Here is a 25,165-nt window from a genome sequence, read left to right as displayed (position 1 = left end):
GAGAGACGGTCAAGCGTCGTAAATGTGGCGCTCAACCGGTCAGGCAGAGAGATACTCAGGCTCGGTGAACGCCCGACACCCCCTCCGGAATACTTCAGAAGGAGTTCAGGGCGGTGACGGTCTCTATAGGCAGTACAGGACGAGAACCCCGACCCTTGAGGTCGGGGGTGAAGTCCGTCACAGGACGACTCCATCCACGTGATACGACTTCACACCAAACACGACTGTTCAAATAATATCTACCTCAATAATAGAGTGTGACCGTCGTCAGGAATATCCAAGTCAAACTCGATATCCCCGAGGAACATCACTCGGTAGTGGATGCCACGTTTGATGAGTTCCAACGAGTTACTGAACCCGTCATCGACTACGCCTGGAGCGACAACCCTGACGACATTATCACCAACAAAAACCAACTCAACGAAGCCACATACCACGACATCCGCGAGGACAGCCCACTCACAGGTGGCCACGTCCAATCCGCCCGTAACCTCGCAGCCAACGCCCTCTCGAACTGCAAGGACTTGCTCGAAGACGGGAAGAACACGAGCAAGCCAGAGTTCAAGGGCACGGTCGTCACCTACAACTCAAACACCGTAACGTACAACGACGACCACTGCACCCTCTCCACGGTAGACGGGAGAATCCGTGCAGAGTACATCTTCCCACACGACGACGAAGACACGCCGTTCGCGGAGTACTGGAACGAGGACGAGTGGGAGAAACGAGAAGCCACGCTCCACAAGCGAGATGGCGAGTACTCCCTCCACGTTGCCGTTGAGAAAGACGTTTCCCCTGTTTCTACCGATGATTCGACCGAGAACGGAGTGCTTCTCGGCGTCGATTTAAACGTGGATGGCTCCCTCGCCGTCACCAGCACGGGAGCGTTCCTTGGAAACGCGGACGAACTCAACCACAAGCGTGACGAGTACGAGCGTCGGCGTGGAACCCTGCAACAGACAGGCACTCGCTCGGCGCACCTCACCATCCAGTCAATCGGTGACAGGTTTGCCGAGTGGAGTCGTCACCGCCTGCACGACGTGTCGAACGAAATCGTCAGAGAAGCTGTCGAGAACGACTGTACGCATATCGCGTTCGAGCGGTTGAAGTACATCTGGACGCGCATCTCGAACGCTTCCAAATTCCAGCAGTGGGCGTTCCGAGAGATTCAGCGACAGGTCGAGTACAAGGCCGAAACACACGGTATCGAAGTTGAAACCGTCGCGCCACAGTATACGTCGCAACGGTGCAGCCACGGGGAGTGTGGGTTCACACACGAGGATAACCGTGATGGTGACGAGTTCGAGTGTTTGAAGTGTGGAAAGGAGTTGCACGCGGCTTGGAACGTCGCGTAGCGTCTTGTCCAGAACTGGCTCAAGTCTGGTTCTGGACGGGCTACCAGTCAACTAGCCCTAAAGTCAGGAACGGTGAACGCGAACGGCGATTTCAACGCCTCCGCTGTTTAGCGGTAGAGCGGGAGTTCACTGACAAGCCCCGACCCTTGTGGTCGGGGTTGTTGACTCTGCGTTCCAGTTTCCGAACACACGACGCCACGACGCACGCAGTGAGGGCAGGGTATGACGCACGTAATTGACGGCAGGGTACGACGCACGCGGGGCGCTCAATCCACCGACGTGAACGTCGAAAGCCGAACCGTCCGGCCGTCCCGAAGGTGTTCCCGAATCCGACGGCGGTCCCACCCCAGCGGCGAGACGACGCTTTCGCAAGCCCTGCGGAGCAGCGTCGCGTAGTAGTCGGCGTCGACGGACGAGCAGTCCTCGAACGCGAGGCGAACGCGCTCGAGGCCGTCCGCATCGTCGTCGGTAACGACGTACTCGACCGACTGACCGGGGTGGCGATCGATTCCGTGTCGGTCGTAGCGCTCAAGGGCGGCGGCCGTCTGCGTGCGCTGACTGTAGGCCTCGAGCCGCCGCGAAACTCGTTTCGTGTGAACGAGTCGATCGGAGTCGACCGCGCCGCGTCGGAGCTCTCCGATCCGCTTTTCGAGCGCGTCACAGACGGCCGCCGGGTCGCGTTCGCGGTCGAGAACGTCGACGAACTCTCGTTGGCTCTCGGCGACGAACTCGGGCGTGCTCCGTTGGCGGGTCTCGATCCCGCGGAATTTGTAGGTTCCGTTCATACGCTTGCCGAAGTATTTGTTGAGCGCACCCGGCGGTGTCGATCCCCGGCGTGGAGGTGCACTCGAGCCGGACTGCGAACGCGAGTTCGAACTCGCGTCGAACGCCGAACGCGCGCTCGAGTCCCGCAACGGGACGAAACAGACCCACTCGTATCGCCCGTCGTGCTCGAGTTCGATGCCGACCGAACGCGAGATATCTCGAGTGACGTCCTCGAGCGGCTCCGGTTCGTCGACGCAAGCGGTCACCCAGAGGCTGTCGACGATGCCGTGGACGATACGCCAGCCGCCGTCCTCGAGTCGGGACTTCGCCTCGAGCGCGATGGCTCGCGCGTAGGCGTTGATCGCTTCGTGGCACTCGATGCGGCCGAACTTGGCGTTTCGGTAGCCCTGATAGCCGAAACAGGAGACGAGTACCCACTTGATCGCGCCCGATTCGGCGCGGAGCCGACGCGCCTTGGCGTCGTCTTCGATTCCGGCGCCCTCGGGCGTCCCCGACTCGGTCCCGTCGCCCGAGAGCTGGCGCTTGATCTCGGCACGATCGGTAAGCAACGGCGTGAGAACCTCCGGGAGGAAGCCGGGTTTCGAACAGCGATCGTACTCGAGTTCCGGAACGGTCGACGCGCCGGTGTCGTCGGGTCCGTGGTCGCGACCGCAGCCCACCGTCTCGGGGCTCACGTTTCGCCGGCAGATGATCCGCGGGTACAGCGAGGCGAAGTCGATCTCGTGGACATCTTCGTGAAAGCCGACCTCCGGCGAGAACGTAAAGCCGCCCCGATCGCTGGCGTGCAACGTCGAGACGTCTTTGAACCGCTCGGGCTCCCACTTGTTCTGGGGCGCGAGCACGTCGTACTCGGTTCGCGCGAGTCGGATCTGTCTCGAGGTCAATAGCGTGCCGATGCTCCCCCACGCGACTTCCTGCAGCGGTCGGCCCGTCTTCTCGACCATGTACAGCAGTCCCGGCAGTCCGGACTGGTGCCAGAGAAAGCTGTTCGATCGATCGATGATCGCTCGTCCCGGAACGCGGTATCTGGCCGGCGAGTGACCGACCGAGCCGTAGCTCTCGTAGGTGTTGGCACCCGCAACACGCCCCCAACCGGGAAGCCGTCCCAGGTGGAACCCTTCGAGTCCGGCTTCCGCCGCCGCCGACTCGAGGACGGGAACGAGCTCGCCGTGGCTCAACACTAACGCGTCGGGATCGATGCGGTCGAGACGGCGACCGATCGACCAGCAGACGTCCTCGGGGTCGCCGGAGACGAGGTCGCCGTCGAGTCGGAGTTCGGAAACGTCCTCGGCGGCCAATCCCGGCTCGTCGATCTCGATCTCGAGGGTCCGAAGCCCTCGGTCCGGTCCTCGCGTCGCTCTGGACCCCCGTTCCGGAGTCGGATCGAACCCGTTATCGAGACAGTATCGAAAGCCCGGATCGAGATCGACGTCGTACAGCCGAACCGTTCCCGGGGCGTACCGCTCGGCTTCGAGCGCGTCACTGCGTAGCTCTCGAGCCAGCGTTCGCACCTCGCCGACGCGCTCGAGGCCGACCCGCAGGAGTTCCGACCGCTCGCCGACGTGGCTCTCGTGGAGGTCGGTCGCCCACCGCTCTCGCGAGACCGCCGCGACCTTCGGGTCCGACCGGAGCCGTTCCTCGAGGCTCGAGCGGGCGCTCTCGGGTGCCGAGACGAACAGCGACGGCTGGTAGTCCTCGACCTCGCGAACCGTCGCGCCGCCCTCGGTCAGGTGCCACTCGCGAACGAGTCCGTCCTCGAACTCGAAGGTGTAAGGTCCGGTCACGGGCGATCCTCCCGCGGATCGGCCCCCTCGAATACCTCGTCCGCTCCGCTCGCCTCGAGCGCCTCGAGTCGCGTTTCCGTCTCCCCAAGTCGATCTTCCGCCTCCTGGAGACGACCGCGCATCCGCCTGTGTTCGACTTCGTGGGCGAGCAACAGCGACAGCAAGAGCGCGCGTTCTGGATCGGTAGCGTTCGCATGCCCGGCCGCGTCGGCGAAGTTCCGCGCGCGATCGAACAGCCGGTCGAAATCACCCTGATACTCGCGGCGAAGCGCCCGGCGCATCGGCCCCCAGTCGGACTCAAGGCTCGCGAGCGCGTCCCGGTAGGTCGGGTTCGTCCGTCCCATCAGCCCGACACCCCCGTTTCGGGGCTCGAAAGCGCCTCGCCGCTCGAGCCACCCGGTTCCGGGTACACGTCCAACAGCCCACGGTCAGCCGCCGAGACGACGGGATCGATCCGGTCGGCGACGCCGCAACAATCGACCCAATAGGGAATCGTCGTCTGCCAGTAGCTCCCCCGCCAGTAGCCCATCGTCTCCGCGCCGTCGCCCTCGAGTCGGATCCCCTCCCGCGTTCGAACGCACTCGACGCCGTGATCCGCGTGCTCGGAAACCGTCGCCTCGGCGTCGTCGCTCGAGGCGGTGACGAGAACGGGAACCTCGAGCGCCCGCCCGAGTTCGGCCAGCGTCTCGAGACTGGCGGCGAGTAACTCCTCGCCCTCCCACGGCGGAACGTCGTCGTCGTCGCGGTACCTGCCGACGACGTTCGGCGCGACGATCAGCGACGTTCGCAGATCCGCCTTCTCGACCACTCGACGGACGATCGAGTGGTGCTGGTAAGCCGTAAACGACCGCGCGATGTGAAGCGAGTCGAGGACCCGCGGGCTCGAGGCACAATCGTACAGCACCTGCGGCGAAGCCGTGTTTCCCGCGTCGATCCAGTAAGCGGTTCCAGCGGTCGCTGCGAGTCGCGAGCAGACCAGTTCGTGGAGGATCGGCGATCGCGGCGACGGCACTCGACAGCAGGTCAGTCCGGGTTCGAACTCGAGGCGTGACATACTCGAGTGTTTCCCGGACGGCCCATAAGCGGCGGAACGCGAGTTCCGCATTTCCGATAGGAGCCGATTCGCCCGCGTATCGTGTCTTCAGCGGGAGAACGCTCGAGCGTTCGCGATCGGCGCTCGGTTCCGAAACAGTGGGTCGTTCCGAAACCGGAGACGGCTCCATAACGACGAGCGATCTTGGAGATCGACCAGTAGCCTCGGAAAACGACGGCTGACTTCGAAAATCGACGAGTGATTTGAACCGAATCGGCGAGACGGCCTCACACGAACAACAACACCGCAGCGTACCCCGCCGCACCGAGTGCGAACGCCCAGAACCGACTCTCGCGTTCGGCCGGCAACTCCTCTTTGATGACGTTCAAGATGATACCGCCCGCCAGGAAGGCAAAGAGCACCGAAACGAGCTGTTCGGCGATCTCGAGGGCATAGCCGACGCCGAAGCCGACGAGCACCGCCGCCGACAACAGCCACCGACCGTAGTCGTGGTATAGTCGGCCGTGGTGGGCTCGCAATCCGAAATCGTTCACGGCGAAATGAAGCGCCATCGCGACGGCGAAGGTCGTCACGCCGACGACGCCCGGCTCCTCCTGGTGAACCAACAGATAGCCGATGAGGGCGTTGTACGCGGCGAACGATCCCGCGTGAATCCAGAAGACGCCGGCACTCGGGGAGAGTCCGTGCCGGCGAGCCTCGGCGTTGGATTTCTGGACGTACTGCTCGAGGCCGTAGAAGACGACGAACCCGAACAACACGATCAGGTAGACGTGATGCTCGGCGAAGACGACGACGGGGTCCCAGCCCTCGAGCGTTAACGCGGCGTCGTGGATCTCCGGGATGATATGGACAAAAACGTACGCGATGGAGACGCCGCCCGCGAACGACAGCCACCGGCTTCGAGGGACGCGATCGAGGAACTCGAGTTTGCCCACGAAGAGGTGGACCAGCGCGAGGCCCACGGCGAACGCCGCGGCGAGAACGGTGAGGGGTGTCGATAGGCCACTTGCGGGCATCCTGCGTGAACAGACGTCGCCACTGGGGATGTAGATTGGTGGTGTTCTCAATTGGATTGTGCGGCCGTTGTTCCCGAGTGGATTACGTGGTCGTAGAACAACACGCACGCACACGCTGACCGAGCGCCTGCAGTCTACTGTGAGCTGTCGGGGTCCTCGTCTCGGTCGTCGTTCGATCCGGTAGCCGTCGTCTCAGACGCCGCATCCGTGATGGCGGATGCGGAGAGGCTGTTAACGGGAACATCCTTGCCGATCGCGAACTCGGAGACGTAGCTGCAGCCGTAGCACTCGAGAATTATCTCCGTTCTGTGCGCGAGCACGCCGACCTCGCTGTCGCCGTCGCATTCGGGACACGTCAGCCAATCTTCGAACCGAGACATCGATCGATCACCCGGTTTGCGACTCGTCGCACTCCGTAATCGTGACGGATTGGACACGCTCGCTTTCGGACGGCGGTTCGGAGCGAAAACTAGTAGAACGGATAGCGGCGTTCATCTTTGACCCGTTATTAAGTACAAACCGGAATAAGAACGGGAGTTGTTCGGACAACGGGTATATAAGTCGCGAGATGAGTGTTATTCTCTCGGCAGCCGATCGGTCGAGTCGAGCAGAACCTTCGTCAGAACTCGTTTCATCCCGCCCCGCATTCGTTTCGACATCGCCTGTTGAGAGATATCGAGTTCGTCCCCGAGATCGGACAGCGACGCCTCGCTCGGCGAGTCGAAGTACCCGCGGTCAAGCCCGAGAACGAGCGCCTCGCGCTGATCGGCCGTTAACCCCAGCTGTCGCCCCTCCTCGACGTGTTCGGTCAGCGTGTAAACGCGCTCGATGTGAAGCGAAATCTCGTGTTCGGTACAGAAGTTGTAAAACCGCGCGAGCGCGTCGTGGCTCGGAAAGCGCAATCGAAAAAACCAACGTTCGTCGCCGGAGGCCTCGAGGATCACGCCTTCGGTCTGACCGATCCCGTAGATAAGGTCGTGAACGTCGTCCTCCCACACGGTGCGGTACAGCGTTTGGTCGTCTACGGAATCGAGCCGCGCTACGCTGCGTGCCGCCGGATGATTTCGGATGGCTCGTTCGACCGTTTCGTGATCTTCACACGTCACCCAAAAGTACGGCATCAACGAATCGCTCGCGGGGACGATCCGTTCCAGTTCGATCGTGGCGTCCGGAGCGTCCGTGAACACGTCCCCGAAGACGAACTCGGACGCCGGGATCGTGAACTCCACGATAATGCTCATAGTCGGTATTAATCGGCCAGCCACGGGAATCTTTTCCCGGCGGTCGCCGACGGCTCACGTGATTTCTCGAAGAACAACGCAGATAACGGACAGTACGATCACTCGCCCGCGTTCTCGCCGCCTTCGACCAGCCGATACGTCCGGCCGCGTCGTTCGCCGACGGCCTCGATCAGGTCGTAGTGGACCATCTTCGTGAGGTAGTTTCGCAGCGTCCGGTTCGTCTTCGGATCCTCGACCTTCGTCTCGTAGGTCGCGTAGAGTTCCCCGGGTTCGATCTCGCCCGCATCCGCGATAATGTCGTAGAGGACGCGCTGGTGTTCGATCAACTGTTCGACGGTCTTACGACGGATCTCCGTCCGCGCGTCCGGAATCGACTCCTCGAGTACGTCGTCGGTAACCGACTCGAGCCCCCGTCGATTCGCGCGGTTGACCGCCGAGCGGAGGATCCCGATACCGACGCGGGCGTCGCCGGCCGCGGCGTCGGCGATCGCCCGTAGATGAGACTCGTCGACTGCGCCGGGTTCGAGCCCCTGAACCGCGCGCTCCTCGAGAATCGCGACGAGTTCGTCCGCGCCGTAGCGGTCGAACTGCACTCGGGTTCCGGCGCGCAACCGAGACCGAACGCGGTCGTCGAAGCTCGCGAACAACTCCTCCTCGCGATTGGCGATCAACACGAGCGAGACGTGGGGCAGTCGATGGAGGTCGTACAACGCCTCGGTCTCCTCGAGCTGATCGACTTCGTCTAAAATCGCGACGATGGGTTCGTCGTCCGCGTCCGAGAGCCGCTGGAACAACTCGTCTTTCGGCGTCGATCGGTGGACGTCGAACGCTCGGTCGACGGCCTCGAGAAGGCTGTAGAGAACGCGGAATCGGGTGTACTCCTGCCAGCAGTTGACGTAGGCGACCCGCGCGCTCGGCAGTTGCTCGCGGAGCTGGTCGACGGTGTATCGGGCGATACAAGTCTTGCCGACGCCGGTCGGCCCGAACAGAAACGCGGGCTCGGGCCGGGTATCGAAGAGCAACGGCTCGAGGGTTTCCGAGAGGTGGGTGACCTCCTCGTGGCGGTGGACCACCTCGCTCGGGACGAACTCCTCGCGAAGGACGCGGTCGTCGACGATCACACCTCCCGGTTTTCGTTCCAGTCTCTTAAGCGACGGTGCAGCGGTTCCGATAGTTCCGAAATCGAACCGGTCGGTCCGCCGAAGCGTAAGGTGTGTGGTCGCTGCGTTGGAGTAGAGGGGGTGAGCCGTGCGTTCGATGTGAATTCCGCGAGTCGGATAGCTCGCGATCCGTTCGGGAAATGCACCTCGAGAATATAGGGCGGTCCGTGGTGATACGTTTCGGTCGCGAGGACACTATAGAACTCATATAAATTCTTAATGGTTCTACCGACGCGCCTGCTTTCAGGGAGACCGTTCATGACCACGTCCAATACCGTTCGCGCTATCGACGACTCGACGGTCGAGGAGTACATCTTGGGCGTTCGCATCGTCGAAGCCGACGATGCCGACGCCGGCTATCGATTCGAAGCGCCCGACCACGCGGATATCGCCTTCGACGACCTCGAAGACGCCCGCCTCTACGCCGACGTCTACTTCGACGTCAACGGCTTCGTCGAGGAGGGAACCGGCGAGCGCGGCGTCCCGCCGGAGGTCGTCCAGGCCGGCAAGGATACGCTCGCCGCCTACCTCGTGACCTGTCCGTGGTCCGATGTCAAATGGGTCGCGTCGTTCTACGGCGCGACGCCGACCGAGATCGAGCGCTACCTCTCGTGGGTGCGAAAGCGTGCGGCCGGGATCCGATCCGACGCGGTGGCACAGGGCCTCGAGTAGGCCATCGCGATCAGACAGCGTTCTTTTCGACGAGGATAGGAGTAGCGAGTTCGACGTGACCGACCGCCGTTCCGTACCGTTCCTGCGTACACTCGCCGCGGTCGGCCTTATACGCTGAACAGGCGCAATACCACGTCCTTCAGGCGGAGAGGATGTGATTCTGAAGACACTACCACCGACCCGAGGTGTCTACTTGTGAGTGGCGTACTCCCATCTCCTGTGGAGGGCTCAATAGCGCTTAGATATATCAGTCCACTATTTCCCCCCACTAAACCGAACTGTTAGCTATTATCTTCTACGTTGTAATATTATAAAATATCTTTAATTAATTGGTTATTGTTCCGATTGCATGGTCGAATTTACTAGGCGGAAGCTGATGGCATCGTCAGCCGCGGCGACAATCGGCGCCGGAATGGTCGGCGTCGCAGGCGCACAGGATCGGCCGGATGAACACGACACGTTGCCGGCACCGTACATCAAGGGGAGCATGAAACGGTTCTCGACGACGGCGTTCGGTGCCGAAGTGACGGGACCGTTCGTCTTCGACACGGGCGAACTGCTCTACAGCCTGCAGGCACCGGACGACGGCAACCCCGAGCCTTTCAACCTCGGCGGGGTCGGTTTCTTCGAAGGATTCGATTTTACCTTCAACGGGAAGAACGACGAGTTCGACGAGCTCGAGGCGCCACGGACCGAGAGCGAGCAGGGGAAAGTGCTCTCGGCGGCAGGCGAGTACACGTTCCTCGCACAGTACGGTGACGAGATCAACGGCGGAACGGAGCAGTGGGGAAAGCCCCAGACGCCCGACGGGGAGAATATCTCGGTCGGCGACGTGATGGACATGAACTTCTTCGTCTCGACGAACGAGGCGGGGACCGAGGGTTACCTCTTTACGAACAACGAGACAACGCCGGGTGCCATCGTCCGAACGCCGATCGGCCGAAGCGAGGACGGCAGCTGGGAGGCGGACCTCGAGAACGCCGACGAGATCGAGAATCACGAGGCGTTCCGCGAGCTCGGGGGCACGAAGATCAACTGTTACGGCGACCTGAGTCCGTGGGAGACGCCTCTTTCCGCGGAGGAAGATTACGGCCATCCGCGCGTCAACGGGATCTCGAAAGTCAGCGACATCGTCGAAGAAGGCAGCGGCGTCGGCCTGCGGGGCGGCAGCGAGTTCTTCAACCGGCCCAACATCACGGAGGCGGGCGACTCGCTCGACGAAATCTTCGGCGAGGACAGCTGGTCGCCGATGGGCCTCTGGTCGAACAGCGGCGTCGAGCAACTCGCCTACTACCTCGGTTCGGAGGAAGTCTACGACGAAGACGGGAACGACACGCTGGATCCCATCGACGACGCCTTCCCGAACCGCTATCGCTACGGGCATATCGTCGAGATCGCCGACCCCACCGCCGACGAACCGACGCCGATCAAACATCACGTCCTCGGCCGCGCCGCGTGGGAGTGTCCCGAGGTACTACCCGACGAACAGACCGTCTACCTCGCCTCCGACGGCGGCGCGAAGGGCATCTACAAGTTCGTCGCCGAGGAGTCGATGCCGAGCTACGACGACCGGATGGACGTCCGCGGCACGCTCTACGCCCTGAAGGCGACCGAGATCGGCGACGGCCCCGTCGCCGAAACCGACCTCGACATCGAGTGGCTGCCGATGGGCACCGCGAGCAACGCCGAGGCCGAATCTTGGATCGGCGAGTACGACGACGTCACCCAGGTCGACTACCTCGAGACCCACGCCGACGACGCCGACTGGACGGAGGACCTCGAGCAAGCGCTGCGAGAGGCCGACGAAGAGGTCGCGATCAACGGCAACCAGGACTACATCACCGACGCGGAAATCGTCGAATGGGCCGAACAGTACGAGGAGTACGGCCCCGACGGCGTCGACGAGGAGCTTCGTCGCGTCCCCTTCCTCGAGACCCGCGCGGCCGCCAAGGAGATCGGTGCCAGCGTCGAGTTCAACAAGGCCGAGGGGATCGACTCCCACGACGAGGCCGAGCCCGGCGACTTCATCTACTTCGGCATCTCCTCGCTCGGCGGATACATGACCGACGACGAGGGCGAACTCCGGTTCGACGAGGTCGACAGCGGGATTCTCTACCGTGGCGAACTCGAGGAGAATTACGACGTCTCCCAGCTCGAGCCGGTCATCGTCGGCCCGAACGCGAGCGACCCCGAATCCCTGAAGGACGTCTCGCTCATCAACGTCGACAACGTCATGGTCATGGACGACGGCCGCGTACTCCTCTGTGAGGACAAAGGGAACTTCGGTCGGTCCTATCCCAACGACGCCATGTGGGTCTACGAGCCGCCGGCGACGCTCCACGTCGACTCCGTCGGGGTTAGTCAGGAGGCGACCGGCGAGGTCGATCTCACGCTCTCGTCCGTTCCGGACGGCCTCGCCGGCGGACGCGTCACCGTCTCCGTCGAGCACACCGACGTCGCGGAGATCGCGGGCGCGAGCTACCACGACGGGATCGAACTCACGGCCGATCCGACCGTCAGCGGCGACGGTTCGTCGATCGAGTTCCGGTTCGCCGACCTCGAGGACGCGATCGAATCCGGCGAGCGAAACGTCACGCTGGCCACCGTCGAACTCGAGGGAATCGACGCGGGGACGACCGACATCACGCTGGATATCCACGCGCTGGACGACGATTCGGGGACGCCCATCGAGCCCCAGCCCCGTCCCGGCATCGTCGTCACCGGCCCGCCGCCGGTGGGCGGCGGTCCCGGCGGGAGGCCCCCGACCGACACCAACGGCGACGGCACGTTCGACGACGTCAACGGTAACGGTCGGCTCGACTACGACGACGTGGTTCTCCTGTTCGATCACATCGAGGACGATTCCGTCCGGTTGAACGACGGCGCGTTCGACTTCAACGACAACGGCCGAATCGATTACAACGACGTGGTCGCACTGTACGACGGCCTGTGAGCCCGATTCGTCGATCCGATTCCGAGTCGACGACTTCCGACCCCGGTCGAGAAGTACCTATACCGCCCCGTCGACGGTCGGCTCGTGCGCTCCTCCTCGCGCTCGCGATCGGGGTCGCACTCGGTGGGGCCGCGATCGGACCGGTCACCGCCGGTATCGCCGAACCGACGGCCGCCACGGGCGGACCGGCCGGTGACGTCTCGAGTGTGACAAACGATTCCACACTCGTCGTCTCCGACGAGACGGCCGATCCTCGGGCCACCGCGACACACCGCATCTCGCTGACCGAGGTGCCGGACGGGCTCGCGGGGTTCAAGCTGACGCTCGCGCTCGAAGGCGACGACGTTGCGACCGTCGCGAACGCCAGCTATCCGGATCGTTTCGGGCTGACGACCGATCCCGTCGTGAGCGCCGACGACCGCACGGTCACCGTGGAAGCCGTCGATCTCGCCGACGAGATCACGCCCGGTGGGACGGACGTCACGCTGGCGCGGATCGACGTGGACGGCGTCGATCACGGCGAGGCGGAACTGCGCGTCACGGACGCACAGGTGGACGCCGATGGAGGCGACCGCGTCGATCCGTCGCTCGAGGCCGGAACGCTCACCGTCGGCGACGGGCCGTCCGAATCAGCGTCCGGGAACGAATCCGAAGGAGCCGAGTCCGACGACGAGGATACGGTTCCCGGCTTCGCGGCCGGAACCGCACTCGCGGCGATCGCAGTGATCGCGGGCGTCCTGGTCACACGGCGCTCCTGACGATCGCGGCTATTTTTGAGACGATTCCGTCCGGAGTGTAAAATCACGACTCGAGGGGGGCTCCGACGGAACCGATCTCGTGTGCCCGAAACCGGGACGTTGAACGATCCCAGCGGCGTGGCGCTCGTGAGGATATCGAGAGCCATCGAAGATCGCGAACGGCTCACGCCGATCAGGCCAGTATGATCCACGGCCGATCACGGTGTTGGCCCAGACTTTTCGTATATGGATCGGCTACAAATGAGTGAGAGTCGGTCGAGAATTACAATCCACTAATTTGGATTGTAAGAAAACAAGCAGTCAAACCAAGCACAAGGTGTGATATAGATCTGGTAATTGAACGCGAAATAAAAGCAGGCGAAAAACAGCTACCGCTCAGGAATTTCGAACCCGAAAACTACGGCTGACCGCTACCCCACCCGCAACAGGAACTGGCCGAGCACCGTAGCGAACGTCTTCGCGGTCAGCACAGGTGGAGCTCGAACATCCATGTCGATGGCGATCTTGATGAGGTAGTCAGTCAACCGCCAGAGGTTGTAGATCAGCGCTGCCAGAACGAAATTCGTGAGTCGAACTCGGTAATCGGTTGAAGACGTCCGCGGTAGGTACTCCACGATAGTCTTGTACTGGTTCTCAATATCCCATCGCCGTCGATACTGATTCACAACGTGTCTGATCTCACCAGGAGTATCGACGCTGTCACGGTTCGTCACAAACACCGCGTAGTTCCCGTCAGCATCATCATCCCGAACTGGCACATAGAGGAAGTGTGCCGTGTGGTGGAGTTCCCCGTCTTTCCAGAATTCAACGTCAGGTTCAACCGCCATGTCCGCCTCGGGGTGCGCTTTGATCTTCTCGATGTTTTCATAATCGTCCGTGTACCTCGGAACGGGTGTGGTGTACAACAACCCGCGATCTTCGATAGCTGCGTACACATCTTCGCTGTAGAACCCACGATCAAGCAACACCTCATCGAGATCCACAAATTCCTGTGCTCGATCTAACAACCGCTCGACGAGATCGGCTTTCGGATACGACGGAGCGTCTTCCTCTTCCCACTTTGAATTCTGCTTGTACGGTTCAACACCGAGTATGATCGGGACGTTGTCACCGACGAGCGTGATGGTGGCGTACTTGTACCCTTGTTTCTTCGGATCGTCATCGACGTACCCGTTGACCATCCGCGGGTAGTTCGGCTTCGGGATCTTCTTGTCTCTGTCTTCCCAGGGACTCACGGTGAACGGGTCATCGGTGATATCGATTGCAGCAATGGTTTTCCGGTCATCGAACGGGTCATCACCACGGATCGAGTTGATCACGTTGTCCGTCGCCCCGTCGAACGCCTTCATGACCTCGTCACGGATCGCATCAATCTTCGGCATACGGTTTTCCTCGAACACCGAGTCCAAGGTGAGCTGCATCGAGTCATCATCGTCAGGCGTGGCGATTAATTTGAGCGCGCGGAGGAGCGTTGAACCGTCGCACGTCAACTCATCGTTGAGTAGGTAGCCAATCTCGCCTTCAGAATGCGCACTCCCGTTATTCGCGCAGATGCGTGCAACTTGGTCTAAGAGCTCGATGTCTTCGTATTGACGGTTCGACGCACGACCTGTCTTGAACTCTGGGAGCGCGTGTTTCCTGGCTAACTTCACCGATTTATGCGTTTTCTCGCGTTTGTACTCGCGTTTCGTTTTCTCAGTGTCTTCCTCGTCTTCCTCGTCTGGGGCGGGAGTTGGGACGAGTGCTTCTGAGATAATGCCGTGTTCAACGACTTCTCGCCTGATACCGTTGGCAGCGGCTTCAATGATGTTCCATGTCGGGTCGCTGAAGTTGCATTTCGCGTATGAAAGGTCCTGCTGTGACGGCGCGTTTTCTAGCTTCTTGATTTGAAACCCGGCAGCTTTCACCAAACTGGAGCGCTCACTCAACTGGTCTGCGAAATCGCTTTGAGAATACCCGCGAATAAGACGGTACAGGTGTGCTCGAACCATCTCTTCGGTGCCGAAATCGACCTTACCCTGGTCGCGGTGATCGGTGAGGAGGTCTACTGGTATTGAAAGTTTGTTGATGACGTCCCACAGGTGGTCTTCGCGCTCGCAAAGCGTCTCTGCGTGCACGACGATGGCTTCAGCAACTGCGGGATCGTCACGCACCATAAAAATCACCGAACGCGGGGTGGACGAGGTGGTTGCACAGCTGGAGCGGGGAGCGAGTGAAGGTCGCCAGCTGGAGTCGAGTGCGCGTCATGGGCGTCAGGGTACGGAAATGGGTGTGACTGGCCGGGTTACCTCGACTCGTGATTTCGAGTTGGGGATGTGCTGCTGGTGACCCCCCATCGCTTCTGGTGGAGTAAGTGAAGGAACTGGTCGAACGGTAGCGGGAACTTCTCGCTCGTATGCCCGGTAGAATCTCTCAGGAGGTGGTTCGCCAGCGAGTACGCGTTCACCTCAGTTGCTACACGCTCGTAATCAGCGCGTGTCAACTCCAGTTGAGACACACCTTTCGTGTGGAGTCTTGTCCGGAGGAGGCGGTTGTGAACGTTGGCGATCCACCGTTTTTTATACGTTTCTGGAACCGTATCCGACTCCAGATCCGACTTCGACACGTCGATATTCGTTACGAATCCAACGTACCCATCAGGTGCCGAGTCTTCAGGGACGTACACCAGGTTCGTGGTGCATGTCGGCGTGCCGTCCACGAACACATCGACATCGTGTTCAACAGCATGCGTAGCATCACCACGGGTTTTGACCGTTGAGATTCGTTCACGGTCTCGCGTGGTAAGTCGTGAAAAGATGATGTACGCAACGTGTTGTCGCTCGAATTCTGCGATGACGTTTCCAGCGTGAAACGCTCGGGATGCCAGGAGCGTGTCGATCTCAACGTGTTCCTTGGCTTGCTCAATGAGCGTCCGGGCGATCTCCGCGTACGTTCGCGGCTCAGATTGAGTTTCGTCACCTGGCTTGCTCAGCGGTTCGACGGCAAGGACAACTGAGACAGGCGTGTTGACAGTGGTGATCGTAGCGAAGCGCGGTGTGGGAGTCGGCGTGAGTTCCACCTCGCTCACGTCTCCTGGCGCGGTAGCGGCTTCGAGCCAGTAATCAGAATCGAGGCGGGTGACGTCGATTGCGACTATGATTGATTCCGCGTACGTGTCGTACGCGTGCAGTGAATCAACGAGGGTATCAACGGAGGAGGTGAGTTGGTCAGCAGTCGAATAACGCCGCCCTTCGACTTTTTCTGGGAATGACTCGGTGGAGTCGGTGTTAGATGCTGACTTCTTGGACGCGAGTTTTTCACGAAGTGTTTCTACGTTCGGAGTCTGTCGTTCAGTGTTCTCGCTGAAAATCCGGTCGCAGGTCAGTTCAACTACACGCTGAATGGTGTTCCGGTCGAGGTTTGAGTGAGTTGTCGGTTTCATCTGTATCTGATTTACTTCGATTTTCGTCTTGGGTTCGTGGGTGTGATTTCCGAAATCGGTTCGAAGCACACCAGTAAGGCTGTTAGAACCGCAGACACATATAAATTACAGAGATTAAACTACTGCATTAAATTGTAGTACGTACAGTACTACACTACGAAGTTCAATCCAAACAATACCGCAGTACAACTATTTGTAGTGAGCTTCCCACAACTCGAATAGATGGTCAAGCAAATCAGCGGGTACTTAGAGATGAGTGGCGCAATCGGACTGCTGGTTCACCTCAAATATGAAAGCAGACGATTTAACGAACTGAAAGACCTAGTCGGCGTCAGCCCCTCAACACTCACCACTCGATTAAACGAAGGGCGCGACCTCGGGCTCATCACAACCCGAATCGGGGAAGACGAGTACGACCTCGATCAGCGCTCAATCCATCACGAGTACATGATCACCGACCGCGGTGAGCTCATCCTGGAGAAGATGGACGAATTCGAAGTCACGTACGCGTACAAACAACTCCGGGAAGCTGAACAGAAACTTAGTGAGGGGCGAGAAAACCTCCGCGTATGGATCGAGGATTACGAAGACGAGATCGCCCGAGCAGAAGACGAGCATTCAACGCGTGACAAATACGGTGAAGACGTGACGGAACCCGCTGAGGTAGAAGGGGACTATTCGGACTTTATGGAGAAGGAGTGAGCAGCCGTTTGCTGTGAATAGTAGGTTTTCGCACTCTGGAGAATGACCTTCAGTCGTTGAGGAGACTATTCAGGTCATCAACTGTCAACGAATTATGGGCCTCAAGATACCCCTCTACGTCAGCCACGGCTTCTAAATCAGTAATCGCATCCAATTTCTGCTGAGCTTCTTGGCTAAACTTCCCCAATTTTCCTTGGTTGTACTCGTGGTCCTCATCGACATACAAAACGTAAATAACGTGATACTGCGTGTTGCCTTCTGGAATGTACGTAATCACTTTCGCATATACGCGCCTTTTCTCACTGAACTTCAGTATATCTAAGTTTCCAATTTGTTCGTAAACATAACTGTCAGGGGGCGCATCTTCCAATGCAATATTCCTGAGCTTCACCAGTAGATCCCGTTGTTCAGAGGCATCAAGACGAGCAAGGTGCTCGGGGAAATTACCCTCAAATATAATGTGTGTTTCTTCCGAACCGCCTAAAGGGATATACGCCACAAATCAACAAAAGAAGCAGCAGGGCTTAAAACTTCAGAACCGATTGAATTTCGTCCTTGCTAGCAGTATCCCCTTCCGCAAGGTTGTCAATTGCATCAAGGACCTCTACCGGCACACGTGGGTCACCGTCCTCCTCACACCGGGTAGGTTCGCGGACGGATTCAGTTGACATACTGAGGGATAAGGGATTCACCGATATAAATCTACTCCCATCACGCTTACTCCGCGTATTGAACGAAGAGATTACCTCCGGTATATTCCCTCAGTAGTGAAGTAGTCAACACTCTCAAAGGGGCTACTGAGGCCCAATGGATTGGTTTTCTGGGGACGGAACTGTGAGCGTGGTCAACTCGCCGATTTCGGCGCAACCAGTACAGAGAGGGAGTTCTGAAGGATCGGCTTTTTCTTCGAGTTCGTCCCACGCGTATGTTGACCCGCAAGCTGTACACCGCCATTCGTAGACGCCTTGCTCATCAACCAGGGAGGGGTACTCACGGGCAAGCGTCGGAGTGAGCTTCGCGGAAGGGAAGGCATCGAAGTACTCGGTCAACTGTTGTTTTCGATACTCCGCAAACCCAGGAAGCAGCCCAGTATATCCAACGTCTTGATACGGGGCGTCGCCTTCCCCGCATCGTCCTTGGAACGGGCAGGTGCTGCACTCCCAGTCGAACACCGGATTAGCTGGTGGGAGCTCACCACTCTCACGGTACGCGGTTTGCGCACGCATCCATGTTACGACGCTTTCATTCCAGAACGTCGCATCGAACGGGACGTGATACGCTTTGATATCGAGCGTATCCCGAGCACCGTAGAGCAGCAACCCATCCCGGATCGAATGCTCATATTCTTCGTTCAACGCGTACAGGTACGCGTGCAACTGGGCTTTGTGGTGCGGTTTCGGTCCAGACAGGTACTCCAGCGATGACGTCGTTTTAATCTCCGTCACCAGAAGCGGCTCTCCTTCAGCATCAACGATCACCGGGTCAGTAACCCCTCTCACCTGGACGGAGTCCTCCTCAGTTTCGATTGTAGTGTCAATCCACATTGAATTCTGCACGTACGTGTCATCGGTCGTAGCCGACTCAAGCAAGTACGGAACGACGATATCTTCCTCGAATCGCGTCCCAACCCAGAACAAACCCTGCGGCGAGTCACCCTCCTTAGGAGCGTTCTCCTTGTAGTAACTAACCTTCCGATGGCACTGAAGAAGTTTACTCGGGGAATGCCGCTCGGGGTCAGGCGGTGGCGACGCACCGTTGAAGTACGGTCGCCCCTCCAAGATGTTCTGCGTAAACTGTTGCTCTTGATACCACTCGTTGAAATTTTGATTCGAGATCGCGTCAACCAAGTGCTTCCGAACGAGGTCTTCAGGTCCTCGTTCGATCACTGATGACACAATAACTCCGAGAGATGAGTCAGGATCTGGTTCATCGCCCATAACGTACTGATGAATAATCGCTATCGTAATGGGCAAGCGCGTGTGATTTCCGAAATCATAGACAGATAGAGATAATCACGGAGAATACGGACGATATGTTCGCCCCTTCGTGCTGCCCTTTGAGATAATCAAATTGTAGTGCTCTAACTTTGCGAGGTAATTCCGCACCATCCGCTGCGTTTTCGGGTTCTCGACCGCCTCACTGTAAATCTCAAACAGCGTACTGGGGGCGATCTCACCGTAGTCCAGAATCGTATCGTACAGCACACGCTGGTGATCGGTCAGCTTATCGAGTGACCGTTGTTCTATCTCTGCTTTCGCTTCCGGAACCACACCTCGAATTACCTCTGACGAAACCTCATTGTAACCGGCCTGGTTGGCTTTCTGTACTGCTTTTCGAAGAATCCCGATTGCTGCGCGAGCGTCACCGGCTGCCATATCCGCGATGAGTCCCAGTTGACCGGGGTTAACGACTTCGGGTTTGAGACCCCAGCGAACACGATCACGGAGGATAGCGATAAGAGCGTCATTCCCATATGGATTGAATCTGACTCGTGTACAGATTTGGAAGCGACTATTCAATCGGTTATCTAACGATGCGAAGAGTTCCTGTTCGCTGTTGGCGATCAGAATCATGGTGAGTCCACGAACCCGGTACAAATCGTACAACAACTGTTTGTCTTCGAGTTGATCAACCTCATCGAGGATCACCACGTATGGCGGACCTTCGTAGTCTCGAAGCCGTTCCAAAAGGACATCATTCGGGGTGGACTGACGATGAACATCAAACGTGTGGTTGATGCCATCGAGAATGCGGTACAAAGTTTTGAAACGACTGTAGTCTTCCCAGCAGTTGACGTACTGGTAGTTCAAGTCAACGACACTCTCGCGGAGTTGCTCTACGAGAAATTTGGCGAGACAAGTTTTCCCTACACCGGATGGGCCGAATAAGAACGCTGTATCAGCATTGTCTCTGTGTGTTATCGGGTTGAGCGCAGCTGAAAGTGTGTTGAGTTCTGCGTCGCGGTGCTTGACCTCGGTCGGGATGAATTCGGGTTGGAGAACCCGAGCGTCCGTGATCATGGATGTGTCGACACAGTCTTTGTCAGTAATAAGTGGAAGTGTGTCATTTCCGAATTTCCGAATACATCGCTTATTTTGAGGGCGATTAGGGAGAACGAGGGTCCGAATTAGGCCTCAGATCCAATGGTCGCTTGAAGATTGGAATGAATAGACTCTTTGAAGCGGAGGGACCATCCCCTCATACATCGAATGCCAGAGACGGTTGCACTTGCTGCGGAATTTGCCCTGATAATCCTCGTCGCCATCGGCCTCGGGTACGGTGCACGATTGACGGGCCAACCCATCCTCGTTGGGTATCTCTTCACGGGCCTCCTGATCGGCCCGGCAGTGTTCGGTCTCGTCACGGAAACGGAGCTTATCGACACGATGGCCGAACTCGGTCTCGGCTTTCTGCTCTTCTTAGTGGGGTTACAACTGCGGTTCGAAGATATTAGAGAGATCTTCCGTCCGATTGTCTCGCTAACTGTGCTGGGAACTATCGCTCAGACGGGGTTAGCGTTAGCTGTCGCGTGGGTTCTTGGCTTTCAAGGAAGTGAACTCGTTATAGTCGGACTCGCAGCTGTCTTTGGTGCGACACCGGTTATCGTTAAAGTCCTCCAAGAAAACGACCAACTCGAAACGTTACCAGGCCGAATCGATATCGGTGTGTTGATGCTCCAAAACATTTACCTCGTTGTTCTCCTCGCAATTCTCAGCTCCGAATCACTCGCAAGTCCGGTTGAAATCCTCTCAAGTGTCGCATTCGTTCTCTTCTTCATGGCACTCATCGCGGCATTCTCTTATGTTGCAGCACAGTATCTTCTCCCACGACTCTTTGCTGAAGTGTCGGGAAATAGGGAAGCGCTATTCATCGTTGGGATTGCTTGGGCATTCCTGTTTATTGGCGCGTCCGATTATTTGGAACTCTCTATTGAGATGGGGGCGTTTATTGCTGGGCTGAGTCTTGCACAGGTCCCTCAAAGTGCACAACTATCCGAAGAGATTCGACCGATCACAGACTTCTTTATGTTGGTCTTTTTCACGAGCATTGGACTTCAGCTGACTGCCGAGCATCTGTTGGCTTACTGGAGAGAAGCAATAATCGCGTCCGTTCTTCTTATGGCTGCGAATTTCGTTGTGATGGCTGCACTGATCTACCGAGAGGGGTTTGCCCTCGAAACCTCGTTTGTGGGCTCGCTCAACATGGTCCAAGTGAGTGAATTCTCGCTCGTACTCGGGACTTTGGCGTTGACACAGCAATTCATCAGCGAGGGCGTACTCGGATTTTTGAGCCTTCTCGCCATCATCACCATGAGTGCATCGACGTACCTTCTGAACTACAACTACACGCTCTACGAACGAGCAGAACCGCACCTACAGCGGTTTAAACGAGAAGGAGAGGATGATGACGGGGTTACTACTCGACAGAACCATGCGGTTGTCATCGGACACGATGAGATAACGCGCGATCTTCTGCCACTACTCCGTGAACACTTCGGAGAGGTTGTCATCATTGACCGCAACCCCGAGGACGCAGAATATCTTGACCCCGATGAGTACGACGTAATTCACGGAGATTTTAAACATAGTGAACTTCGTTCGGAGGCAAAACTCGAACGGGCTGCCGTTGCCCTCAGCACATCAGTCGAGTTAGACGTCAACAAAACATTGCTAGATGAAGTCGGTGAGGAGACGCTTGTGTTTGCTGAGGTTGACTTAATTGAAGACGCGTATGAACTCTACGACCTCGGTGCTGACTTCGTGATTCACAGCTCATTCCTTGCGCGGGATACGATAGACGAGCAACTTCGAATCTATCTCAGGGATCGAGAAGAGTTCGAAAGGCTTAGAGACCGTGAGTACGGGCGCCTACAGTGGGTGAACACCGATGAGTGACCTTCTCTTTTCACTGGCAACGATATTCATACTCGCTGCTGGATTCCTCGTCATCGCAAATAGACTCTCTATTCCAGCGATCCCAGTATACATCGTTGTCGGACTGCTGTTACCTCCCCTAGTCGGAGAGGACTTGACGCTGGAACTCGCTCAATGGGGCATCGCGTTCCTCGTATTCATTTTCGGGGTGAACGTCGAACCAGGTCGCCTTCGAAGCGTCGCCAGTGATAGTGAACACGTCGCAGCTGCTCAGTTCCTCATCGTCAGTGGGATAGCGTTCCTTGTCTCGCTTGGATTCGGACTCGATATCCTTGACGCAACGTACCTTGCTATCGCTGCTGGGCTCAGTTCCTCACTAGTTGGCCAGGAGTTGTTCAAGCGCGAGATCTATCTCAATCTCGTACACGGGCGGCTTGTTCAGTCGATTCACTTTATCCAGGACCTGTTCGCCATTCTGCTCATTCTCGTCCTCAGTGCAGCGGTATTCACATTCGACGGAATAGCGCTCAATCTCGGATATGGCGTCGTTCTTCTTACAACCGCGATACTCATCCGAATCTACCTGTTCGATCTGCTTGCAAAACTGGCAGGTGATAACGACGAGCTCGTTATTCTCACCGGTATCGGGTTGCTGATCGCGTTCATGGCGGGATCAGTAGCGATGGAGATCTCTATTGCGGTCGGAGCCTTTGCCGCAGGACTCGCCGTGACGCGAGATTTCTCAAACAACTTAGCACTGCTTTCCGGTCTGGATTCGCTGAACTCGTTTTTCAGTGCGATATTCTTCGTGACGCTCGGAAGCCTCGTTACCTTCCCTAGTGCTCTTGGAGAAGCCGTCGAGGTGCTTACACTCGCTGGGATCCTGATTCTGTTCGTGGTTATCGTAAAGCCAGTAGTGACGATCTTTTTGCTGATCCGCAGAGGGTATGAGACGCGCACAGCGTGTCTCACGAGTTTTACACTGGATCAGGTGAGCGAGTTTGCACTCATCATCGCTATTCAAGCGCTGTTGCTCGAACGGATTTCGGAGCCGGTGTTCCAAGCGATCATCCTCGCTTCTGCTGTAACGATGATCACGTCAACCATAACGAAAGAATACGATGAGCAGTTGTCTCGCTTCTTCTCGAAATCGAAGTGGTTTGCGTCGAGCCACGAGCAGTCACTCGCTCGAAGTGACGTCAATCCGGACATTTCGAACCACGTAATTATCATCGGGTACGGGATCCTTGGAGCCCGAATTGCAGCCGTTTGCGATGATCTGGACGTTGATGTGGTTGTGATTGAGCATGACCCGGATCAATTCGAGAAGGTACAAGCTGAGCAGGAGCAGTACGTGTTCGGTGATGCTATGGTCGATTACTCGCTCGAACAAGCGAGAATCACGGAGAGTCAACTCGTGTATTCGACGACATCGGACAGACGGCTTTCTGAGTACCTTCTTTCAAGGGATACTTCATCAGATGTCATCGTTAGGGCCGATGGGAGACAGGAAGCACTGGAGTTGTTTGAAGCGGGAGCCACGTACGTTGCGATTCCAGACCATCTCGCTTCGGAGCGTTTGTCGGAACTATTACGTGATCTGATGAGTTCGAACATCGATAAAGAGGAGATTCGAATCCAGGGAAGAACTGCACTTGAAGAGGCGGAACCGATCATACGTGGGCACCGTGTAAGTGACTGACCAGTAGTATAATCCAGAGTATATCGTCGATCATCTGTAATTTGAACAGGGAATGTTTCTCTGCTCACCTTCTCAGGCTAAGTCGTTAGAAACAACACCCTGAGGAACGTATATTTGGGAGGCGTTCCATTATCCGATTATGTATGGGACAATATTAGTGCCGGTAGATGGAAGTGAAGCAAGCAAAAGGGCGTTGGAGCACGGACTATCGATTGCTGAAATGAGTCGGGCGCAAGTTCATATATTAATAGCGGTGGATAAAAGTGAGGCCGCAGATTTTGACAGACAAATTCTCGAAGAGGGACGCCACTTTGACAAGCTCAGAAAAAAGGGACATTCAGTAATTCAAGATCTTCTTGATACAATGGATGTTCCTCCGGTTGAGACGAAAAAATTTGTTGTACTAGAAACGCCCCAGAGAGCCATCGGTGAATATATACACAACAATCCTGTTGATTTGGTGGTTATGGGCCGCACAGGGAAATCGAATGTCCAACGACTATTGTTGGGAAGTGTCTCAGATCGAATTATTAAGTTGTCGGACACTCCCGTTATGGTGGTCAAATAATTTGGAATTCAAGGGAATAATTATGTTATGGAACAGGAGTGGGCCGAACGACTAAGACATCGGCTGGTACTTCATTTACGACATATTTTGAAACGCTACCGAGGAGTTTTTCCTTCACTGAGTTAGCACCCGTTGATCCAAGAATAACCAAATCAATATCATTCTCACGCACGTGAGTTTCAATTGTTGTTCTGGGAACCCCACGTTCAAGCGTTGTTTCAACAGTGATTCCACGATTTTCTGCATAATCTTTTATAGCCTTAACTGCTTTATTCCCATTTCGCTTCTCCTCAGCATATTTTTCCCCAGGACTCTTTAGCGTGGGATTGTCACGTGTTTTCTCCATTACGTACAGGGCGTGTATATCAGCATTATACTGGTCTGCCAGCTCAGCAGCCTTTGTATATGCACGCTCTGCATTAGCACTGCCGTCAGTCGGAACAAGAATTGTATCGTACATAGGTAAACTGCCAGTCCACAGGTGTAAAACGGTAACCCTGAAATGATAGCGGATACTCAACCACACCACTATAGTTCCAAAAGTATCTCTGATAATAAATACCGGATGAAAATCATATTGGTGAGATGACCTGTAGAAGGCATGATGGATTGTACGCTCTTCAGAAGTACGTCTCCCTCAGACAATCCACCGCCAGAGGCCTGACCGCTGCGAGCCTTGACCCTTCTATTTAACAAGCCTTCTGGGTATCATCGGCTTGTGTCGGGTCATCGGTTGTCTGGGAGCAACTCTCACAGAAGACGGAAATGCCTGAAATAACGCAGTTTCCATCCTCCAAATTAGGCCTATAGTAACAATTGAAACGATTTACACACCGGTCGCACAGTCTTCGTGCAATCGAATGTGCATTGACTTTCTGTGGCTAGTATAGAGTGTCAGCATGGAGAGTGAGATAAATCTGGATAGTGCCCATCGGTATGTCCGTGTGATAAATGGAGGTGAAAAAGAAACCCTCTGAAAGCGAGTCCCCAATTGTCGGTGGGGTTTCACAAAGTTCGGTGTTTTCCAGTCGGAATGTCTCATCTTTCCCGGGCGCATCCATCGACGGATCAGAACCAACAATGGTGTTAATCGACGTTGGCGCAATTTGACTACATTGA

Annotated in this window: 22 protein-coding genes; 8 read left to right on the top strand and 14 right to left on the bottom strand. The window is 57.1% G+C overall.

All coding sequences use genetic code 11. From position 1 onward, the window contains the following. Positions 1-317: 317 nt before the first annotated feature. A complete protein-coding gene (locus ACZ5C7_RS11265; RefSeq protein ID WP_464376402.1) occupies positions 318-1,355 on the top strand; it encodes an RNA-guided endonuclease InsQ/TnpB family protein in 1,038 nt (345 codons plus the stop codon). A gap of 266 nt (positions 1,356-1,621) precedes the next feature. Here ACZ5C7_RS11265 and ACZ5C7_RS11260 read toward each other — a convergent pair whose 3' ends face one another. The 7 genes from ACZ5C7_RS11260 to ACZ5C7_RS11230 all read right to left on the bottom strand — a co-directional run bounded on the left by ACZ5C7_RS11260 (position 1,622) and on the right by ACZ5C7_RS11230 (position 8,357). Beyond that, complete coding sequence (locus ACZ5C7_RS11260; protein ID WP_464376401.1) at positions 1,622-3,925, bottom strand: DNA polymerase domain-containing protein; 2,304 nt, start codon at positions 3,923-3,925, stop codon at positions 1,622-1,624. Further along, entirely contained in the window at positions 3,922-4,269 is a 348-nt protein-coding gene (locus ACZ5C7_RS11255) for a DUF8156 family protein (RefSeq protein ID WP_464376400.1), read from the bottom strand. Before ACZ5C7_RS11255 ends, ACZ5C7_RS11260 begins: the two co-directional genes overlap by 4 nt. Then, complete coding sequence (locus ACZ5C7_RS11250; protein WP_464376399.1) at positions 4,269-4,979, bottom strand: hypothetical protein; 711 nt, start codon at positions 4,977-4,979, stop codon at positions 4,269-4,271. The genes ACZ5C7_RS11255 and ACZ5C7_RS11250 overlap by 1 nt, the downstream gene beginning before the upstream one ends. Before the next feature lie 266 nt (positions 4,980-5,245). Further along, positions 5,246-5,995, bottom strand: a complete 750-nt coding sequence (locus ACZ5C7_RS11245; RefSeq protein WP_464376398.1) for an ATP-dependent Clp protease adaptor ClpS — start codon at positions 5,993-5,995, stop codon at positions 5,246-5,248. A gap of 134 nt (positions 5,996-6,129) precedes the next feature. Beyond that, on the bottom strand, positions 6,130-6,375 hold the full coding sequence (locus tag ACZ5C7_RS11240; RefSeq protein ID WP_464376397.1) for a hypothetical protein: 246 nt from the start codon (positions 6,373-6,375) through the stop codon (positions 6,130-6,132). A 195-nt stretch (positions 6,376-6,570) separates the two neighbouring features. Next, entirely contained in the window at positions 6,571-7,236 is a 666-nt protein-coding gene (locus ACZ5C7_RS11235) for a bacterio-opsin activator domain-containing protein (RefSeq protein ID WP_464376396.1), read from the bottom strand. Positions 7,237-7,334: 98 nt separating this feature from the next. After that, a complete protein-coding gene (locus ACZ5C7_RS11230; RefSeq protein ID WP_464376395.1) occupies positions 7,335-8,357 on the bottom strand; it encodes a Cdc6/Cdc18 family protein in 1,023 nt (340 codons plus the stop codon). A 297-nt stretch (positions 8,358-8,654) separates the two neighbouring features. Here ACZ5C7_RS11230 and ACZ5C7_RS11225 point away from each other — a divergent pair, with 297 nt between their 5' ends. From ACZ5C7_RS11225 to ACZ5C7_RS11215, 3 genes are all read left to right on the top strand, one after another. Next, the gene (locus ACZ5C7_RS11225) at positions 8,655-9,068 is read left to right on the top strand and encodes a hypothetical protein (RefSeq protein ID WP_464376394.1); all 414 of its coding nucleotides are present in this window, start codon (positions 8,655-8,657) and stop codon (positions 9,066-9,068) included. 349 nt (positions 9,069-9,417) lie between these two features. Continuing rightward, positions 9,418-12,021, top strand: coding sequence for an alkaline phosphatase PhoX (locus tag ACZ5C7_RS11220; RefSeq protein WP_464376393.1), 2,604 nt, complete (start codon positions 9,418-9,420; stop codon positions 12,019-12,021). Continuing rightward, positions 12,018-12,779, top strand: a complete 762-nt coding sequence (locus tag ACZ5C7_RS11215; protein ID WP_464376392.1) for a hypothetical protein — start codon at positions 12,018-12,020, stop codon at positions 12,777-12,779. The genes ACZ5C7_RS11220 and ACZ5C7_RS11215 overlap by 4 nt, the downstream gene beginning before the upstream one ends. A 410-nt stretch (positions 12,780-13,189) precedes the next feature. Here ACZ5C7_RS11215 and ACZ5C7_RS11210 read toward each other — a convergent pair whose 3' ends face one another. Together ACZ5C7_RS11210 and ACZ5C7_RS11205 are read right to left on the bottom strand one after the other, a co-directional pair. Then, on the bottom strand, positions 13,190-14,935 hold the full coding sequence (locus tag ACZ5C7_RS11210; protein WP_464376391.1) for a transposase: 1,746 nt from the start codon (positions 14,933-14,935) through the stop codon (positions 13,190-13,192). Between the two features lie 128 nt (positions 14,936-15,063). Beyond that, entirely contained in the window at positions 15,064-16,200 is a 1,137-nt protein-coding gene (locus ACZ5C7_RS11205) for a hypothetical protein (RefSeq protein ID WP_464376390.1), read from the bottom strand. 222 nt (positions 16,201-16,422) lie between these two features. Between ACZ5C7_RS11205 and ACZ5C7_RS11200 the strand changes: the two genes are divergently transcribed. Beyond that, a complete protein-coding gene (locus ACZ5C7_RS11200; RefSeq protein WP_464376389.1) occupies positions 16,423-16,902 on the top strand; it encodes a winged helix-turn-helix transcriptional regulator in 480 nt (159 codons plus the stop codon). 49 nt (positions 16,903-16,951) lie between these two features. On the opposite strand, the gene ACZ5C7_RS11195 is transcribed toward ACZ5C7_RS11200, so the two are convergent. From ACZ5C7_RS11195 to ACZ5C7_RS11180, 4 genes are all read right to left on the bottom strand, one after another. Next, positions 16,952-17,401 (bottom strand): hypothetical protein, encoded by a 450-nt coding sequence (locus ACZ5C7_RS11195; RefSeq protein ID WP_464376388.1) that lies wholly within the window; start codon positions 17,399-17,401, stop codon positions 16,952-16,954. Between the two features lie 25 nt (positions 17,402-17,426). Then, the gene (locus tag ACZ5C7_RS11190) at positions 17,427-17,573 is read right to left on the bottom strand and encodes a hypothetical protein (RefSeq protein WP_464376387.1); all 147 of its coding nucleotides are present in this window, start codon (positions 17,571-17,573) and stop codon (positions 17,427-17,429) included. A gap of 123 nt (positions 17,574-17,696) precedes the next feature. Beyond that, complete coding sequence (locus tag ACZ5C7_RS11185; RefSeq protein WP_464376386.1) at positions 17,697-18,839, bottom strand: CRISPR-associated protein Cas4; 1,143 nt, start codon at positions 18,837-18,839, stop codon at positions 17,697-17,699. 75 nt (positions 18,840-18,914) lie between these two features. Continuing rightward, positions 18,915-19,922 carry a Cdc6/Cdc18 family protein gene (locus ACZ5C7_RS11180; protein WP_464376385.1) on the bottom strand — a complete coding sequence of 336 codons (1,008 nt, stop codon included), beginning with the start codon at positions 19,920-19,922 and terminating at the stop codon, positions 18,915-18,917. Positions 19,923-20,111: 189 nt separating this feature from the next. Here ACZ5C7_RS11180 and ACZ5C7_RS11175 point away from each other — a divergent pair, with 189 nt between their 5' ends. From ACZ5C7_RS11175 to ACZ5C7_RS11165, 3 genes are all read left to right on the top strand, one after another. Next, complete coding sequence (locus ACZ5C7_RS11175) at positions 20,112-21,797, top strand: cation:proton antiporter domain-containing protein (protein ID WP_464376384.1); 1,686 nt, start codon at positions 20,112-20,114, stop codon at positions 21,795-21,797. After that, entirely contained in the window at positions 21,790-23,478 is a 1,689-nt protein-coding gene (locus tag ACZ5C7_RS11170) for a cation:proton antiporter domain-containing protein (RefSeq protein ID WP_464376383.1), read from the top strand. Before ACZ5C7_RS11175 ends, ACZ5C7_RS11170 begins: the two co-directional genes overlap by 8 nt. 139 nt (positions 23,479-23,617) lie before the next feature. Next, positions 23,618-24,046 (top strand): universal stress protein, encoded by a 429-nt coding sequence (locus tag ACZ5C7_RS11165; RefSeq protein ID WP_464376382.1) that lies wholly within the window; start codon positions 23,618-23,620, stop codon positions 24,044-24,046. Between the two features lie 25 nt (positions 24,047-24,071). Here ACZ5C7_RS11165 and ACZ5C7_RS11160 read toward each other — a convergent pair whose 3' ends face one another. Then, positions 24,072-24,506, bottom strand: coding sequence for a universal stress protein (locus ACZ5C7_RS11160; protein WP_464376381.1), 435 nt, complete (start codon positions 24,504-24,506; stop codon positions 24,072-24,074). Between the last annotated feature and the right edge of the window lie 659 nt (positions 24,507-25,165).

The organism is Halostagnicola alkaliphila, assembly GCF_055379965.1.
This window is presented reverse-complemented; position numbering and strand designations above follow the sequence as displayed.

Excerpts from the sequence above, each read along its gene's own strand:
- ACZ5C7_RS11250 (WP_464376399.1), bottom strand. The coding sequence starts at position 4,979 with ATGTCACGCCTCGAGTTCGAACCCGGACTGACCTGCTGTCGAGTGCCG.
- ACZ5C7_RS11180 (WP_464376385.1), bottom strand. The coding sequence starts at position 19,922 with ATGATCACGGACGCTCGGGTTCTCCAACCCGAATTCATCCCGACCGAG.
- ACZ5C7_RS11185 (WP_464376386.1), bottom strand. The coding sequence starts at position 18,839 with ATGGGCGATGAACCAGATCCTGACTCATCTCTCGGAGTTATTGTGTCA.
- ACZ5C7_RS11165 (WP_464376382.1), top strand. The coding sequence starts at position 23,618 with ATGTATGGGACAATATTAGTGCCGGTAGATGGAAGTGAAGCAAGCAAA.
- ACZ5C7_RS11205 (WP_464376390.1), bottom strand. The coding sequence starts at position 16,200 with ATGAAACCGACAACTCACTCAAACCTCGACCGGAACACCATTCAGCGT.
- ACZ5C7_RS11240 (WP_464376397.1), bottom strand. The coding sequence starts at position 6,375 with ATGTCTCGGTTCGAAGATTGGCTGACGTGTCCCGAATGCGACGGCGAC.
- ACZ5C7_RS11245 (WP_464376398.1), bottom strand. The coding sequence starts at position 5,995 with ATGCCCGCAAGTGGCCTATCGACACCCCTCACCGTTCTCGCCGCGGCG.
- ACZ5C7_RS11255 (WP_464376400.1), bottom strand. The coding sequence starts at position 4,269 with ATGGGACGGACGAACCCGACCTACCGGGACGCGCTCGCGAGCCTTGAG.
- ACZ5C7_RS11200 (WP_464376389.1), top strand. The coding sequence starts at position 16,423 with ATGGTCAAGCAAATCAGCGGGTACTTAGAGATGAGTGGCGCAATCGGA.
- ACZ5C7_RS11175 (WP_464376384.1), top strand. The coding sequence starts at position 20,112 with ATGCCAGAGACGGTTGCACTTGCTGCGGAATTTGCCCTGATAATCCTC.
- ACZ5C7_RS11170 (WP_464376383.1), top strand. The coding sequence starts at position 21,790 with ATGAGTGACCTTCTCTTTTCACTGGCAACGATATTCATACTCGCTGCT.
- ACZ5C7_RS11220 (WP_464376393.1), top strand. The coding sequence starts at position 9,418 with ATGGTCGAATTTACTAGGCGGAAGCTGATGGCATCGTCAGCCGCGGCG.
- ACZ5C7_RS11160 (WP_464376381.1), bottom strand. The coding sequence starts at position 24,506 with ATGTACGATACAATTCTTGTTCCGACTGACGGCAGTGCTAATGCAGAG.
- ACZ5C7_RS11235 (WP_464376396.1), bottom strand. The coding sequence starts at position 7,236 with ATGAGCATTATCGTGGAGTTCACGATCCCGGCGTCCGAGTTCGTCTTC.
- ACZ5C7_RS11210 (WP_464376391.1), bottom strand. The coding sequence starts at position 14,935 with ATGGTGCGTGACGATCCCGCAGTTGCTGAAGCCATCGTCGTGCACGCA.
- ACZ5C7_RS11225 (WP_464376394.1), top strand. The coding sequence starts at position 8,655 with ATGACCACGTCCAATACCGTTCGCGCTATCGACGACTCGACGGTCGAG.
- ACZ5C7_RS11190 (WP_464376387.1), bottom strand. The coding sequence starts at position 17,573 with ATGTCAACTGAATCCGTCCGCGAACCTACCCGGTGTGAGGAGGACGGT.